The sequence below is a fragment of the Trichocoleus sp. FACHB-40 genome (assembly GCF_014695915.1).
Lineage (GTDB): Bacteria > Cyanobacteriota > Cyanobacteriia > Cyanobacteriales > FACHB-T130 > Funiculus > Funiculus sociatus.
This window is the reverse complement of record NZ_JACJPF010000062.1, coordinates 1-15,164: the sequence shown is the minus strand read 5'-3', so window position 1 is coordinate 15,164 and position 15,164 is coordinate 1. Positions and strand designations below refer to the sequence as shown.

At 44.8% G+C, this 15,164-nt stretch carries 13 protein-coding genes and 2 pseudogenes; 11 read left to right on the top strand and 4 right to left on the bottom strand.

Annotated features, from left to right (window positions below; all coding sequences use genetic code 11):
• Positions 1 to 150 precede the first annotated feature (150 nt).
• Positions 151 to 1,671 (top strand): phospholipid carrier-dependent glycosyltransferase, encoded by a 1,521-nt coding sequence (locus H6F63_RS14470; protein WP_190638321.1) that lies wholly within the window; start codon positions 151 to 153, stop codon positions 1,669 to 1,671.
• Positions 1,672 to 1,724: 53 nt separating this feature from the next.
• On the opposite strand, the gene trmB is transcribed toward H6F63_RS14470, so the two are convergent.
• Entirely contained in the window at positions 1,725 to 2,357 is a 633-nt protein-coding gene (trmB, locus tag H6F63_RS14465) for a tRNA (guanosine(46)-N7)-methyltransferase TrmB (RefSeq protein ID WP_190638320.1), read from the bottom strand.
• Positions 2,358 to 2,682: 325 nt separating this feature from the next.
• Here trmB and H6F63_RS14460 point away from each other — a divergent pair.
• From H6F63_RS14460 to H6F63_RS30555, 4 genes and pseudogenes are all read left to right on the top strand, one after another.
• A pseudogene (locus H6F63_RS14460) lies at positions 2,683 to 3,009 on the top strand (metallophosphoesterase); the annotation flags it as partial.
• Between the two features lie 101 nt (positions 3,010 to 3,110).
• A pseudogene (locus H6F63_RS14455) lies at positions 3,111 to 3,887 on the top strand (metallophosphoesterase); the annotation flags it as partial.
• 135 nt (positions 3,888 to 4,022) lie between these two features.
• Complete coding sequence (locus H6F63_RS30560) at positions 4,023 to 4,154, top strand: hypothetical protein (RefSeq protein WP_277873942.1); 132 nt, start codon at positions 4,023 to 4,025, stop codon at positions 4,152 to 4,154.
• Positions 4,155 to 4,500: 346 nt separating this feature from the next.
• Positions 4,501 to 5,235, top strand: coding sequence for a DapH/DapD/GlmU-related protein (locus tag H6F63_RS30555; protein WP_190638318.1), 735 nt, complete (start codon positions 4,501 to 4,503; stop codon positions 5,233 to 5,235).
• A 173-nt stretch (positions 5,236 to 5,408) separates the two neighbouring features.
• Here the strand turns inward: H6F63_RS30555 and H6F63_RS14445 are convergent, their stop codons facing one another.
• The gene (locus tag H6F63_RS14445; protein WP_190418165.1) at positions 5,409 to 6,665 is read right to left on the bottom strand and encodes an FIST N-terminal domain-containing protein; all 1,257 of its coding nucleotides are present in this window, start codon (positions 6,663 to 6,665) and stop codon (positions 5,409 to 5,411) included.
• 405 nt (positions 6,666 to 7,070) lie between these two features.
• On the opposite strand from H6F63_RS14445, the gene H6F63_RS14440 reads away from it, so the two are divergent.
• Both H6F63_RS14440 and H6F63_RS14435 read left to right on the top strand, forming a co-directional pair.
• On the top strand, positions 7,071 to 7,292 hold the full coding sequence (locus H6F63_RS14440; protein WP_190418163.1) for a Calvin cycle protein CP12: 222 nt from the start codon (positions 7,071 to 7,073) through the stop codon (positions 7,290 to 7,292).
• Positions 7,293 to 7,498: 206 nt separating this feature from the next.
• On the top strand, positions 7,499 to 8,101 hold the full coding sequence (locus H6F63_RS14435) for a DUF3177 family protein (RefSeq protein WP_190418161.1): 603 nt from the start codon (positions 7,499 to 7,501) through the stop codon (positions 8,099 to 8,101).
• Between the two features lie 175 nt (positions 8,102 to 8,276).
• On the opposite strand, the gene H6F63_RS14430 is transcribed toward H6F63_RS14435, so the two are convergent.
• Entirely contained in the window at positions 8,277 to 8,504 is a 228-nt protein-coding gene (locus H6F63_RS14430; protein WP_190418159.1) for a hypothetical protein, read from the bottom strand.
• A gap of 197 nt (positions 8,505 to 8,701) precedes the next feature.
• A complete protein-coding gene (gene rppA, locus H6F63_RS14425; RefSeq protein WP_190638317.1) occupies positions 8,702 to 9,394 on the bottom strand; it encodes a two-component system response regulator RppA in 693 nt (230 codons plus the stop codon).
• Positions 9,395 to 9,825: 431 nt separating this feature from the next.
• Here rppA and H6F63_RS14420 point away from each other — a divergent pair, with 431 nt between their 5' ends.
• The 4 genes from H6F63_RS14420 (at position 9,826) to H6F63_RS14405 (ending at position 14,929) form a co-directional block, all read left to right on the top strand.
• Positions 9,826 to 11,880 carry a 5'-nucleotidase C-terminal domain-containing protein gene (locus H6F63_RS14420; protein WP_190638316.1) on the top strand — a complete coding sequence of 685 codons (2,055 nt, stop codon included), beginning with the start codon at positions 9,826 to 9,828 and terminating at the stop codon, positions 11,878 to 11,880.
• 259 nt (positions 11,881 to 12,139) lie between these two features.
• Entirely contained in the window at positions 12,140 to 12,781 is a 642-nt protein-coding gene (gene hisG, locus H6F63_RS14415; protein WP_190638315.1) for an ATP phosphoribosyltransferase, read from the top strand.
• A gap of 14 nt (positions 12,782 to 12,795) precedes the next feature.
• A complete protein-coding gene (locus H6F63_RS14410; RefSeq protein WP_190418151.1) occupies positions 12,796 to 13,029 on the top strand; it encodes a hypothetical protein in 234 nt (77 codons plus the stop codon).
• Between the two features lie 64 nt (positions 13,030 to 13,093).
• Positions 13,094 to 14,929: an ABC transporter ATP-binding protein gene (locus H6F63_RS14405; RefSeq protein WP_190638314.1), complete on the top strand. Its 1,836-nt coding sequence runs from the start codon at positions 13,094 to 13,096 to the stop codon at positions 14,927 to 14,929.
• The last annotated feature ends 235 nt before the right edge of the window (positions 14,930 to 15,164 follow it).

Here is a 15,164-nt window from a genome sequence, read left to right as displayed (position 1 = left end):
GTAGGCGACACCCTCAACGGTGCAGCTACTTGAGAAAAAACTGCGTTAGCAGCCTTTAAGCATTAGCCTTTTGTTAGCCTGCTCTTGTCAAGCTTTGTTTGTCTAGCCGCACTGTAATAGGAATATCAGGAATATTTTTAACGTAATTTTATGTCCTCATCGAACAAATTTTCTATCAGGCACCACTGGTTCTGGCTTGGCATGACTGGCGTATTTTTAGTTTCACTTGCCCTGAGATTTTGGGGTTTGGAACGATTTAACACTCTGGTATTTGATGAAGTTTACTATGCTAAATTTGCCAACAACTATCTAACTCAAACTCGTTTTTTTGATGGACATCCGCCTCTGAGTAAATACATCATCGCCGTCGGGATGTGGATAGGCGATCGCTTCCCTGTGGGCGATGGGATGAATGGATTATCGGGTTCTTTGCGATCACCTTGGAGTTACCGGTGGCTGAACGCACTCACAGGCTCTTTTATTCCCTTAGTTGTGGGAGCGATCGCTTATCAGCTGAGTTACCGCCGCAGCTATGCCTTAATCGCCGCCATATTTGCCGCTGCTGATGGTTTATTCCTAGTAGAGTCCCGCTATGCCCTTAATAACGTTTACCTAGTTATTTTCGGGCTGCTAGGACAATATTTTTTCCTGTTGGCATTAGCTAATCAATCAACACGACGTTGGTTAACTCTTGCTCTTTCTGGTATGTTTTTCGGCGCATCAGTTGCCATAAAATGGAATGGCTTATGGTTTCTATTAGGAGTATATTTTATCTGGGGTTTTGCCTGGATACTACAAATAGTTAATAATAAAATACTTAAAAATAAAGCTAAAGATAATTCTTCAATTGTTGCCGATAATTTATCCCCTCTTATTCCCAAAATACCGCTACAAAATTTAACGCAAATAAAGTTAATTCACATTTTAATAAATTTAGCAATAATCCCCTTCCTGTTTTACTCCGTCATCTGGATTCCTCACTTAAAACTAAACCCAGAATTTGGATTTTGGGAAGTGCAAAAGAAAATTTTGACGTACCACCAAGGGGTAGGTGATGGGCCTAAAGTTCATCCTTACTGCTCCAGATGGTACAGTTGGCTGTTGATGCTGCGCCCAGTTGCTTACTTTTACCAAACCGCTCAAAATACTACTGAAACTGTACCAAATTTACCACCTTTGCCTGTAGGTACAGCGAAAGTAATTTATGATGTTCATGCGATGGGGAATCCTATTTTGTGGTGGCTGTCAACAGTGGCAATTATTTCACTGCTGTTGCTAGTAACTCAACGGTTTCTAACTAAAAAAAGTTGGAAATATACGCCAAGCGCTTCAACCTGGATAGGCCTGTATTTAGTTTTTAACTGGTTAGCAAACTTGTTGCCTTGGGTGAGAGTGACACGCTGCACTTTTTTGTATCATTACATGGGAGCATGCGTGTTTGCTGCATTGGCGCTAGCTTGGATTGTCGATCGATGGCTATTTAGTCCGACACCTGAGTTTCGCGCGATCGCTATCACAATAATTGTGGCAATTTTGTTAGCTTTTATATTTTGGATGCCGATTTATCTGGGTTTACCTTTATCACCGGAAGCTTATAATTGGCGAATGCCGCGCTTCAATGGTAAATATGTGCCGTTTTGGTTACGCCAATGGTTGCCAAATTGGGTTTAGAAAAGCTATTGATCGTTCTCCAAGCTTATGCCTAGAGAACGAGAGAAACCCGTTTATCGCTTTTTAAATATGGCGCGATAAACGGGTTCACCAGAAGAAATAGTAGATACTTCGCGCTCAGTCGGGACTGGTAACGGGTTAGGATCTAGCCAGGTATCACCTTGCCTTTGAAAAGCTGGGTGAGATGAGAAGCGATCACGCATTTCTACCGCCACAACCTCAATATCTGACTGGAAAAATACAACTCCTCCACTAACAAGATATTTTGCTAAAACTTCTACCATCTCTGGCTGCACGACGCGACGTTTAGCATGGCGATTTTTAAACCAGGGATCGGGGAATTGAATTGTCACGCGCTGCAAGGTGCCATCTGGCAAAGAACCTAAAAGAGGATTTAACGAATTATTCACATTGCAAAATATGTAGTGGACATTTTGCAATCCAGCGCTTACTTTCCGTTCATTTGCATCTTCTACTAATGGTTCTCGAATTTCCAAACCTAGAAAATTCCAATCAGGTTCCACAGTTGCCATCTTCAACAAAAATCGCCCTTTGGCGCATCCAATATCCAAATGCAGCGGTTGTGTCGGATTGGCATAAATTTTCTCCCAGTCGGGAGGATTCACTGGTTCAAGATACTTCTGTGAAAGTGGGTTAACGTGTTGGCGAACTCGGACAGATCCCAAAATTTAAACTCCTTTTTCAAATATTCGGCCACTAAAGTCAAGGTCGAACAAACTAAGCCTGAAGACAGCAAGCTATATAACAATCCTAAATGAGTTGTAACCCTCTCTCTTTTATTTATCTGCGCCCTCTGCGCCTGAAGTGGTTCGTTTTTTACGAATCAAATAGGACTGCTATAGATAATAAGCCTACTCTCCTCAGGCTTAATTTGTATAGCGCCATACTGAAGTTCTGCGCCAGCTTTTGTCGTAAGGTAATGTAGCAAAGGTTATGATCTACAGGGATCAGTTATTATTACATCCCTCGATCTTTCTTGGCATTATCTCTATGAGTCTGAATTTTCGCTTTGCTGTAGTCAGCGACTTACACATCGCGCTTCCTCACACTATTTCCGATCATCCCAGCCGATTTCATCTGGTGGAAGTAAGTATCCCAGCACTAGAGATTGTACTGGAAAATATAGAAAAACTCGACCTAGATTTTCTGTTGTTACCCGGAGATTTAACCCAAGATGGGGAACCAGATAATCACGCTTGGCTTGCTAAGCGTCTGTTGAAGCTACCTTTCCCAGTCTTCGTCGTTCCGGGGAATCATGATGTACTGAGTTTAGTATCAACTGGGCAAAATATTGGGCTAAAAGACTTTCCCTACTACTAAGCTGTTACTCCTTTAAATTGGTTATTAGTCCCAACCAAGATGGTCGCACTACAAGGATTCGGCAATTCTTGACAATCAGGTTTAAATGACGAACAGCTTATCAGCAGTTCGGTTATAAAAATCCAGAGCAGTTGTATTATACTTGTGAAATTTTGCCTGGAGTGCGGCTAATTGGGCTGAATTCTAATCAGTTTGATGATCAGGGAAAACAGATAGGGTGTTTAGATGAGCAACAGTTAGCTTGGCTGCGACAGGTGTTAGCAGATATTGATGATAACGAGTTGGTGCTGGTGATGGTGCATCACAACGTTGTCGAGCATTTGCCTGAACAATCGCAACATCAGCTAGGACGTAGGTATATGCTGAAAAACGCACCTTTACTGTTGCAAATACTCCGCGATTCTGGAGTAAATCTGGTATTTACAGGGCATTTGCACGTTCAGGATATCGCTTGCGATCGCAATGTATTTGATATTACCACGGGTTCTCTAGTTAGCTATCCTCATCCCTACCGGATATTGGATTTTCGCACCGACAAGGAAGGTAGAAAATCCTTACAGATTGATTCACCACGGGTAGAATCTGTGCCAAATTACCCAATGCTGTCGCAGAAATCGAGAGAGTGGATGGGCGATCGCTCTGTTCCCTTTATGCTCAAACTGCTAACCGATGCGCCTTTAAATCTACCAATAGCAGAAGCAGAAAAATTAGTCCCCAATTTGCGCTATTTTTGGGCAGATATTGCTAACGGCGACGCTTTATTTGACTTTTCGGAATTCCCTCCCGCAGTAAAGCGATATTTCGAGTCATTTGGCGCGATCGCTACCGATGGCACCCCTAAGCTTATCGACAACTCCACAATTTTATTCATTTAGTTTACGATCCCTACTCCTAATATCTACCATTAGGGGGATGGTGTTGAATATTTGCCTTGACTAGATTAAGTCTTAAAACATATAACTTTAGTTGCACTCTGTCTGTACTTAGTTTATAAATTCACTCTCTACATCGTGAAGCCACTAACAGTAGAAGAAAAAAATTGGTTGCAGGAAAGTCGCTATAGCCGTCGTGGAAGTCCTTTATTATTTGCACCGATGGTAAATTTTAACGTGATGGCTGAAGTTGGAGATAATCCACCCTAATTTGGGTCACAGGTATTAAGACACAGCTGTGGGAAGTAACTGCGTAGGTTTAAATTACTTCTCCATAAATACCCTACAGATACTACTAAAAACTATACCAGTTTCTAGTAAGTACGTTTTTTTGCTGAAAACAAATTAATAGCAACCTCAAGGAAGTCTGCCTGATGTATTAACTTCTTTGAGAACGTTTTCCTACATAATTTCAAGCGATCGCTACTTTAGACTGACTTCATTCAGTCGAAAAAGCTATCCAACAAGCTGCACATGCCATCACCAAAGTTGGTTTTTAAAAACTAGCTTTGATTTTACTTAACAATCAGGGAGTGTATTTACCATGAGTCTTGTTATGAATAATGAAAAATCTCAATTTCCTTCACCGGAACATCATTCTCTTACACGTTTGTCGCGGGTGAAAGAAGCTGTATTGACTATATTATTAGGACAAATTCGGCGGCCCGTAGGCACTATAATGCGGAAACTACTATACCCTAAAATGTTTGGTTGGTTAGGTAAGTCTGTATATATTCAGACTGGGTGTGAATTTATTGGTGCTAGTTGCATTGAGATTGGGAATAACGTCAAGATTCTCCGTGACGTTCGTTTAAACGCTTGTGAAAAAAATAGTAAGATCCGCATTTGTTCTAATGTCTGCCTCGATCGAGGTGTTGATATCAACGTTGTTCCTCACGAAGGTAACTGCCATATTGAAATTGGTGAAGGTACGCACATTTCCCCCTACACCTGTTTAGCTGGCCCCGGTAATATCAAAATTGGTAAAAAGTGTTTAATTGCATCATACGTTGGGATTTATGCAAACAATCATAACTTTGCAGATCCCTCTCGTTATATATGGAACCAAGGAGTCACCCGCAAAGGAATTGTGATCGAGGATGACTGTTGGCTAGGGGCTGGAGTAAAGGTACTTGATGGAGTCACAATTGGTCAAGGTAGCGTCATTGGTGCAGGAGCCGTTGTCACCAAAGATATTCCACCTTACTCAGTTGCAGTTGGAGTTCCTGCAAAGGTAATTCAAAAGCGAAATAGTAATTCAGAGAACTCAGAAAAAGTACCACTTTTGTAATGTAATACCAATTTTAAAAAACAATGCAACACATCAATTGAGGGTAGGGGCATGGCACTGCCATGCTCCTACCCACGTATAAGCTTTCAGATATTAATCAAATTGGTATAAGCTCTTAATTTTCCTCGTTTCAGCGCCTTATGAAGGTGCTGGAAACGAGGAAATACAAAATTTTAACCTTGGCGACAAATGCCAAAAACCGAGGTGTAGCCGTGTAGAAAGGTACTACCTGCCACTGGGCCGATTTCACCATTACAGAAGAAACCCGCCACAGGAATATTTTTCAGATAGCGACGGAACAACTGGGAGTCAAAGTTAGGCTTTTGATAAAGTCGTTCTCCGCGCCCCAGACAGGAGAACATCAAGGCACCTGCTTCTTGTGCGGTAGGTGTCTCGCCTGTGGCTGCTTTTTGATAATGCTGGAGTAGCAGTTCCAGGTCTTCGGCGGAGGTGTGGGCATCTCGGAGGTGGAATTGGATGCGCTGACCTGGGCGGACGCGATCGCCAATAGCGATCGCCCCCACTCTTGGATCTACCCCCAGTAAGTTGCGGATGAGAAAGTCTCCCGGTTCTAGCTGCTGCTTAAACTCATCCCGTACAATCCCCACAAACAGCGAATCCTGCGCCAACTGCCTATCTATCTCGCTTAGGTTCTCAATTAGCTTCTGTAGCGCTTCCAGGGGTGTCTGAGATTGCCCATCGCTGCTGCTGACATCAGCATTATCCTGCTGGGAAACAGACAGCACAATATTACGCTCCCCTTGAATTACCCGATAAGGCGGACCAATAGGACGACAACCCTGCGCCACAATCGTTTCTAGAACAATATTCCCACTCAAGGCAACCCCAACAACGCCCTCATCGTATAACTGGTAGTTACAAAACAAACCAGCATTGCCTCCAATGTTGCGACCGCTAGCCAACCCTCCCACCTTTACCGATCCCGGATAAGCAAAATCTAGCCCCTGGAGCAGGTCGTTAATCTTGGAAGAAAAAGGATCGCCTAACAAGATGAACTGCGGTTCATCAGCAGGCGATACGCCAACCAGTTGCACCCATTCATCAGGAGGGCTATCCAAGTCAGGTAGAGCATTGCCAGCAATATCAAAAGCGTGAACCTTAACCCCAGGCAGATGAGCCAAGGTGAGGCTTAAAGCTGGTTTTCCCTCAACTTCCTCAACCTCGCCAGACGAGTTCATCCCAATAATGCCGCCGCCACCACAGCCGATCAGGGCTTTTGTTTTTAGCCGCTCCTCCAGCAATGGCATCAACCGCGTATACTCACTTGCATAAGCAGAGGAGATGAACACCAAACCCAAGTCAGTAGGTGCTTCTAACGATTTAGTGGCGCGTTCGACCACTTCCTCGACTGCCGCTTCCAAGGACGGACGGGTTGATAAGGCGTTTGCCCACTTGATCTGGTTAGTCATAGGGATTACACAAAAGTCTCACCTAGAAATCCGATGCCTTTGGGTAGATTGGCAGGATGTCAAAGCTTTATCATAAGCCTAACACCAGCACGGGTTAGCTTGGTTATACTACCAGGGCAATATCTCTATGGGGGAACCAAGTTAGTGTAATGGTGTATTAACATTAGTTAATATGAACCTAGATGCGCCAGATGTTGTGTATACTGGCACATCGGTGAGGGAGAAATGACCAAATCTTAAAAGATAAAGATCAATCCAGTGCTGGTACTGCATATTCAGATATGACAAATAAGGAATCATTGAAATAACTGAGTAAGTTAAGTAGTACACCTGACTGGATGCCGCCAAAGGTCGATATTCACCAGGTTTCCTGAACTGAAAGAAGAAACGGGGACTAATAAAGTCATGAGCAATATCCAAGAACAAATCGAACAAGAACGCGATCAAGCCCGGGCTGTTTGTGATGCCAAGGGTGACACTTCCGGTGAGTGCGCTGCTGCGTGGGATGCCGTTGAAGAACTGCAAGCAGAAGCGTCTCATAAGCGTCAACAAAAACCGAAAAACTCTCTTGAGCTATACTGCGACGATAATCCGGACGCTGCTGAGTGCCGCATTTACGAAGAATAGATTTAACGTGGTGCTAAACGCCGCTATTCCGGCATAGTTCTGAGATATGAGCAAGGAGAACGTCTAACAAGGGCGTTCTCCTTGCTTGTTTTTTGGGTGCGTTATGCTGTAGCGCGATCGCATAGAGAGTGTATGGGCATGGTGCAAGGTGTTAATGGCAGGTAAAATAAATTGGTAAAAATCGCCATTTCTGCCATACACCGCCCATGCAAAATGACATCTGGTTTCGACCGCTAGTTTGGATGGACTACCGACTGGGAGTGTTGTTTACGGTTATCATCCCCCTGATTCTGCTCATTTGGGCTTTTGTCCAGAGAGCTGATGCCATTGTCCGCTTGTTAATTATCTACTGGCGCGTCTCTAGTTTGATGGCGATCGCACTTTACCTGATGATTCCTGCATGGCCTATTGCTTTTGTCGCTTCTTTCGGATCTCGCCTTCTGGTTCCCGTCTCTCTCTGGTTTTGGGAAGATATCAACGATGACATTGACGATCGGCCCCTGCGTCCTTTGAAACTAGCGCTAACAGCATGGCGTTGGGCTATCACTGTTTACCTCACCTTAGGCGCGTTAGCTTTTCTACCTTTCCTTTCTTGTGCGTTTTCCCCTGGATCGATTAAGTCTCCATTTTGCAATGTCTGGTTGGAAGCCCCCAGACTTTACAAACAGTTTTTCCACTCCGGTTCCACAACTTCACCCCAATTTTTAGGTTTTCTAGGAATGGTAGGATTGATAATTTATGTATTGTACTTGAGCTATTTTGTCCTGATTCGACTAGGCAAGCAAGGACGCTCGGCTATGGAGCAGTAATCAAAGAAGTAAAAATTAAAAATTAAAAATTTAATATATTTTTTTAATTTTTAATTTTGTCAATGTTGGGTGAGATTCCTCAAACGCCACGCCATTCAACGCGGGGAACACAGCGGGGGGGTGGCTCCCCAACCTATACTAAATGTTTAGTTTGATTAGTTTTACACTAAGCTAATTATTCAAGTTTCAGGCTGAAAAAAGCAAAACCATGATCGTTCTGCGTTACTAATAATAATAGAATTATTAAGCCAGCAGTAACTAGAGTAGTCCACAAAGCATAGGGATTTTTTCGAGTTAGCCAGCCCAGAAGGAATGCTAAACCTATAAACAGAATACTCGTAAAAATGATATCTAAATTTCTCAAGTTCCAAGCTATCAATGGATCTTTAAAATCTTCAGGCATATCAACTCTGTTTTTTGTAATTTAATTTTGAGCTATTTTCATTGTAGTCAAGATAAATAGACAACTCAACAATTAAGGCCATTTCCTTGTAGAGCATTGTTTAGATTATATTTTTATAAAAATTTATACTGAATTACAACTTCAGTACAGCGATCGCAATTCCGTAGGCAGAATTGTACAAGCGCGATCGCTATTGTTCAACTGCCATCGCCAAAACGATAACCTTTGCCATAAACAGTGTGAATTAGTGGTGTCTCCCCAGATGCCTCAATTTTGCGCCGCAACAGGCGAATTAAAGCTGCTAAAACGTTGCTGCTGGGCTGTTCTCCGGAATCCCACAAATGGTGATAAATTTGGTTATGAGTTAGCAACTGCCCAGCATGACGCATAAAATAGGCAAGCAGTTGGCTTTCTTTTTCCGATAGCTCAATAGTGCGTCCTCGAAGATACGCTAGCTGGTTGTCGCAGTCAAGCTCTAAATCTGTTACATGAAGTATATTTGATGCTGATGGTGCTATAGACGCATCAGCAGCAGAACGCCGCAACAAAGCGCGAACTCTTGCTAATAACTCCCGCAGTTCAAACGGCTTTACCAGATAATCATCAGCACCCGCGTCCAACCCCAGAACTCGGTCGTCTAGAGTATCTTTGGCAGTGAGAAACAGAACTGGTGTGGTAAGTTTAAGCGATCGCATCTGCTGACAAATCTCCAACCCAGTCATTTGCGGTAGCATCCAATCCAAAATTAGCAAATCGTAACCGCCTTGCATTGCCATCTGGCTGCCATCTGCGCCATTATAAGCCACATCAACACTGTACCCCTCACGATTAAGTAAGCGAGAAAGCGGTTCAGCAAGCTCAATTTCATCATCTACCAAAAGAATCCGCATAATTAGCTATGGCAATTTCTTTATGAATCATAAAATTTTCTTCTTCCGAGACGTATAGGATGCCTCGAAAAAAGGACAGACTCGCCACAACCTATAAAGGAATTGCTTATCAGCTTTCAGCTACTTTTTCCGACCCACTGAGTATAAAAACTGACAATCCGTTTAATATATAAAGCTTTTGTGAAGCAGTCGGGTATTTATATGAAGATTAAGTAAATATTAAGTTTATTAATCTCTTCTTTACTAGAAGTTTATCAGATATTCAGAACTAACTCGTACAAATACGTATAGGGTATTTGCTTAATCTTTATTAATCTAACCCCAAAAAAGTGGGGAGAAATTGGAGCAACCCAGAGGGCGCGATCGCTACCTATTAGCGACCCAACCTTCCCACTTGCAGAAACCTAAGTAATTGAAGGGAAATAAATAAAATGTTTCAGCAACTTTCTGGTGGCAAGCGCTGGTTGCTAGTATCCAGTTTGAGTTTAACCAGTGCCTTAGTATCCACCACAACACACGCCCTAACACTCAACCTGCTGCACTTCAGCGATGCCGAATCCTCCCTGCTAACCCGAACTGGCACTGTTTCCCCAACGACCACGCCACCGACCACATTTGAGTATAGTGGCGTTGGCTTGTTTGCCGATTTAATCGATAGGCAACGCAACGCCAGCAGCACAGACTTTGACCTACTGGTGACAGCTGGAGATAACTACTTATCAGGGCCGCAATTCCAGGCAAGCCTGAGCCTCCCAGAAGGGCAGCAATTCTACGATGCAAAAGCACTAGAACTATTTAACATTGATGTCGGTGGCATCGGCAACCACGAATTTGACTTTGGCCCAGATGTGCTGGCTAGATTCATCGACCCAGAAGGCGATGGTACTGGTTTCCGTCCCTTCGTCTCCTCCAACCTGATTATTCCAGACAACAATCCCCTCAAAGGATTGATTCAGCCTAGCACCATTGTCACCAAGACCGTGAATGGAGTGCAAGAGCGCCTTGGTGTTGTAGGCGTGACAACCCCATTACTGCGCTCAATTTCCAGCCCCGAAGATGTGGAGACAATCGGTGACGTGGTAGGTACTCCTGGTTTTGCCGCCTTAGCCAACCAAGTGCAGACCGAAGTTGACAAACTAACTCAGCAAGGCATCAATAAAGTTGTACTGGTTTCTCACCTCCAGAACATCAACGAGGAAAAAGCTCTAGCAGGTCTACTCAAAGACGTAGACATCATCGTTGCAGCTGGCAGCGATACTCGTCTAGCAAATCCAGATGACCCTTTGCTGCCCCTTACCGGAGAAACGCCAGTTCCCTCTTACCCCCTGGTCTATGACTCCAGCACTGGCACACAGGTCAACAGTCTGGTGGCGGTAACGGGCGAACCAGTGCTGATTGTTTCCACAGATGGCGAATACAAATATCTGGGCAACTTGCAGGTAGAGTTCGCTGATGGTAGGGTTACAAGCATTTTAGAACCAGAAAGCGGCCCCAAGCGCAACACGAGTCTAGATGGGCTGACTCCCCGTCAAGATTTGGTAGAGCAAGTTCAGAACCCAGTTGCGGCCTTTGTTGATAGGCTGCAACAAACACCAGTTGGAGTAACGAATGTACCTCTGGACAGCATCCGTACCAATGTTCGTGCCAAAAGTACACTTGCTGGTAGTTTGATTGCTGATGCTGTGCGTGATGCTGCCCGCGATGGTGCAGAAAGTGTAGGTTTAGATCCAGAAAATATTTTAGTAGGCATTCAGAACGGAGGTGGCATTCGCAACGATCGCCGTTTCTTGCCCGGTGATACAATCTCAGAGTTTGACACTTTCGATGTTCTGCCCTTCTCGAATTTTGTCTCAGTAGTTACAGACATCACAGCGTCAGAACTGCTGGAAATCTTAGAAAGAGCCGTTTCTGGGCAAACTGCACCCGATGTGGGTGGTGGCGGTCAATTCCTCCAGCTATCCGGGTTAGAGGTTGTTTATGATGTTACCAGCCCTGCTCAGGTGGTGACTGCGGATGGCATCATTACTACTCCCGGCTCGCGCATTCAGAGTATCTTCCTCGATCCTGACAATGACCGGACGGGACAATTCCTCTATGATGTGGCTCAGGGTGGCTTCCTGCTAAACTCTGACCAAGGACTCTTCGATCTGGCAACAATTAACTTTACCGCCAACGGTGGGGACAACTTCGCAACTCTGGCGAATATTCCTCAAAATCGCAAGTTCACGCTCTCAGGTGTTACCTACCAGCAAGCTCTGGAACAGTATATCCGCGGAAATCTGGGAGGCACAATTGATGAAAGCGATATTAAGAGGGGTGAAGGCATTCGTGTCCGCGATGTCTCATCCTTGGTTGCTCCTGCAACTGGGGGCCAGGTAATTGTACCTGGTGATGGCAATGGTGTTTCCGTACCAGAACCGACTACGCTACTAGGTTTAGTGGCAGTTGTAGGGCTTACTCGCCTGAAGCGTCGTAGGGCTAACTGAGTCACAATGCGCTTCACCCCCTTCTCCCATAATCAGAGAAGGGGAGCCAGAAAAATATTTTAGAGTTTTCTTTTTACCCTTTTTCGGCAAGAGCCGAGGGGTGAGGGGCGAGAAACCCAACTAAAATAAGGGAGAGGATAGGTAGCGCGATCGCGCTACCTATCCTCTAAGTCTTAAATCACTGCCATTCTTCTTAAGAGTGACGGTGCAAAGTGTCAGCTTTCAGCTACCATTTTGCAGGACGTTTACTGCACTATTCATGATTACCGTTGCATTGCCTAAAGGCGCACTCTTATCTGATAGCATTCGACTGTTCCAATCTGTCGGACTCGATTTTAGCGCCTTTCAAGATTCTGCCAACCGCCAACTCCAGATCGAAGATCCCACAGGTACAGCTAAAGCGCTACTGGTACGGGCGCAAGATGTCCCCGTTTACGTTGAATATGGGCAAGCGCATTTGGGAATAGTCGGCTATGACGTGCTGCGAGAAAAAAATCCCCTGGTAGCTAATTTAGCCGATCTTCAGTTTGGAGGCTGTCGGATGTCCGTGGCAGTACGCGCCGAAAGTCCATATCGTTCTGTGCTGGAATTGCCGCCTCATGGTAGAGTCGCATCTAAGTATGTTCACTGCGCCCACGAATACTTTGATAGCTTAGATTTACCTGTGGAAATCGTGCCTTTGTATGGTTCAGTGGAATTAGGGCCGATTACGGGAATGTCGGAGGCGATTGTAGATTTGGTTTCCACAGGTCGCACTCTACGAGAAAACGGTTTAGTAGAAATTGATACACTATTTGAGAGTACGGCGCGGCTGATTGCCCACCCTCTCTCATATCGTCTGAACGGTGGCGATATTCATAAATGGGTGGAACAGTTGCGAAACGCAACGTTGAATTGTTAGGAGTAGGCAACTAGATGGAAGAAACTATTAGAATTCGCGCAGTTGACAAAAGTGATTGGAGTTCAGTTGTCGAAGGTTTTGACATTGAGACGATTCAGGACGTACTAGAGGTAGTTGGTGCTGATGGGCAAAAAATAGGCCTCCTCTGCGAAACCGAAGACGGTAATTCTTACATCAACGGACAACCAGAAACTGCCTACATATCTCTCCAGGCAGCTGCCACCGCACTCCTGAAGGGGAAAGAATAAAGTTAGTCATTAGTCATTAGCGATTAGTTAAGGGCTAATGACTGAAGACTAAAGACTAAGGATCATGACTCAATCCCCGCTTCTTTCGGATAATTTGGCAAAACCGCGTCGGCGCGAAAGCGACTGGCGGCTTTTCCTACGACTAGCACCCTATGCGCGTCGCAGTCGTGGTCTACTAATAATTTCTCTCATATTGTTGCTGCCGCTATCCGTAGCAGGAGCCATTCAACCAATCATAATCGGGCAAGCAATCTCGTTGATTCGCTCCGAACAAGTTTGGCCTTTTCTTAGGGGTAAACCTTTATTAGATGGGATCAATATTCTCTCGCTTTTACTGCTGGTAACAATGGTGGTAAGGCTGGTGTTTACAGCAATCCAAGGTTACACGGTGCAGAAGGTCGGGCAGCAAATTACCGCAGAAATTCGCACCGATTTATTTAACCATGTAACTTCTCTGGCAGTGCGGTTTTTTGACCGGACACCAGTAGGGAGATTGATTACGCGCCTCACCAGCGATGTAGAAGCCTTGGGGGATGTCTTTTCTACAGGTGCTGTTGGGATTGTCAGCGATTTAGTCTCGATTTTGGTAATTGCTATCACCATGTTTGCCTTGCAATGGCAGATGGGATTGATGCTGGTGCTGTTGTTGGTACCAGTAACAGGTTTGATTATTTACTTCCAGCAGGAGTACCGCAAAGCTAATTACAAAGCTAGGGACGAACTTTCGGCGCTTAACTCGACGCTGCAAGAAAATATCGTTGGTGTAAACGTGGTGCAGTTGTTCCGGCGGGAGAAATTCAACGCCGAACTGTTTCGCACTACCAACCAGCGATACGTCCGTGAAGTTGATAAAACCATCTTTCACGACTCAGCGGTATCGGCGACACTGGAGTGGGTTGCCTTGGTAGCGATCGCGGGCGTACTCTGGTTAGGCGGCATCCTGATTATGGGGAAATCCATAAATTTTGGCACCCTATCAGCCTTTGTCTTGTATGCCCAGCGTCTATTCGATCCCTTGCGTCAATTTGCTGAAAAGTTCACCGCGCTACAATCTGGTTTTACCGCTGTCGAGCGCATCACTGATATTCTAAATGAGCCGATTGAAATCCGCGATTCCGAGTCGTCATTGGCAACGCTCAACGGGCAACGGACAACGGACGACGGACGAAAAGGTGAAATTCGCTTTGAAAATGTCTCTTTCGCCTACAAAAACGATGAATACGTCCTCAAAAACCTAAACTTCACCATCAAGCCAGGTGAAAAAGTTGCTCTAGTTGGCCCAACAGGTGCCGGAAAAAGTTCTATTATCCGTCTGCTGTGCCGCCTTTACGACACCACCCAAGGTCGTATTTTCCTCGATGGAATAAACATCCGCGACTTACCGCAACAAGAACTGCGGGAACACATGGGCGTTATTCTTCAGGATGGTTTTCTCTTCGCTGGCGATGTCAAGAGCAATATCACCCTGGGAGACACTTATTCATTCGAGGAAGTTAAGGCAGCAGCCGAAAAAACCAATGTTGGTAGTTTCATCGAACGGCTACCTCAAAGCTACGACACCCAACTCAGAGAACGAGGCACTAATATTTCTAGCGGACAAAAGCAGTTGTTAGCTTTCGCCCGTGCTGCTATCCGCAATCCCCGTGTCTTAGTGTTAGATGAGGCAACGGCAAGTCTGGATGTTGCTACAGAAGCTTTAATTCAGGATGCTTTAGATAAGTTGCTCGAAGGACGCACAGCTATTATCATCGCTCACCGACTTTCTACTATCCGCAATGTGGATCGGATTTTGGTGTTGAAGCGCGGGCAATTGGTGGAGTCGGGCAGTCACGAAGAATTATTGCAGCAAGGCGGTCTTTATGCGAGTTTATACAAATTGCAAATGCTGGGAAATGATTAAGGTATAAAGAGATTTCTCCAACCTCATCTTAAAAAGGCTACCGCGTACATACAAGTGACAGACCTAACCCCCAGCCCCTTCCCTGCCAGGGAAGGGGAGCCGGAGGGAGCCATTTTCAAAGTTATCCCTCTTCTGTCACTCTCCGAAGAGAGAAAATAGGAAACAAGCAAAATTATCCAGAAGCGTAAAAGGGTTTAAATTGATTCATTGCATTAATTAAATGATTGAAACCCAA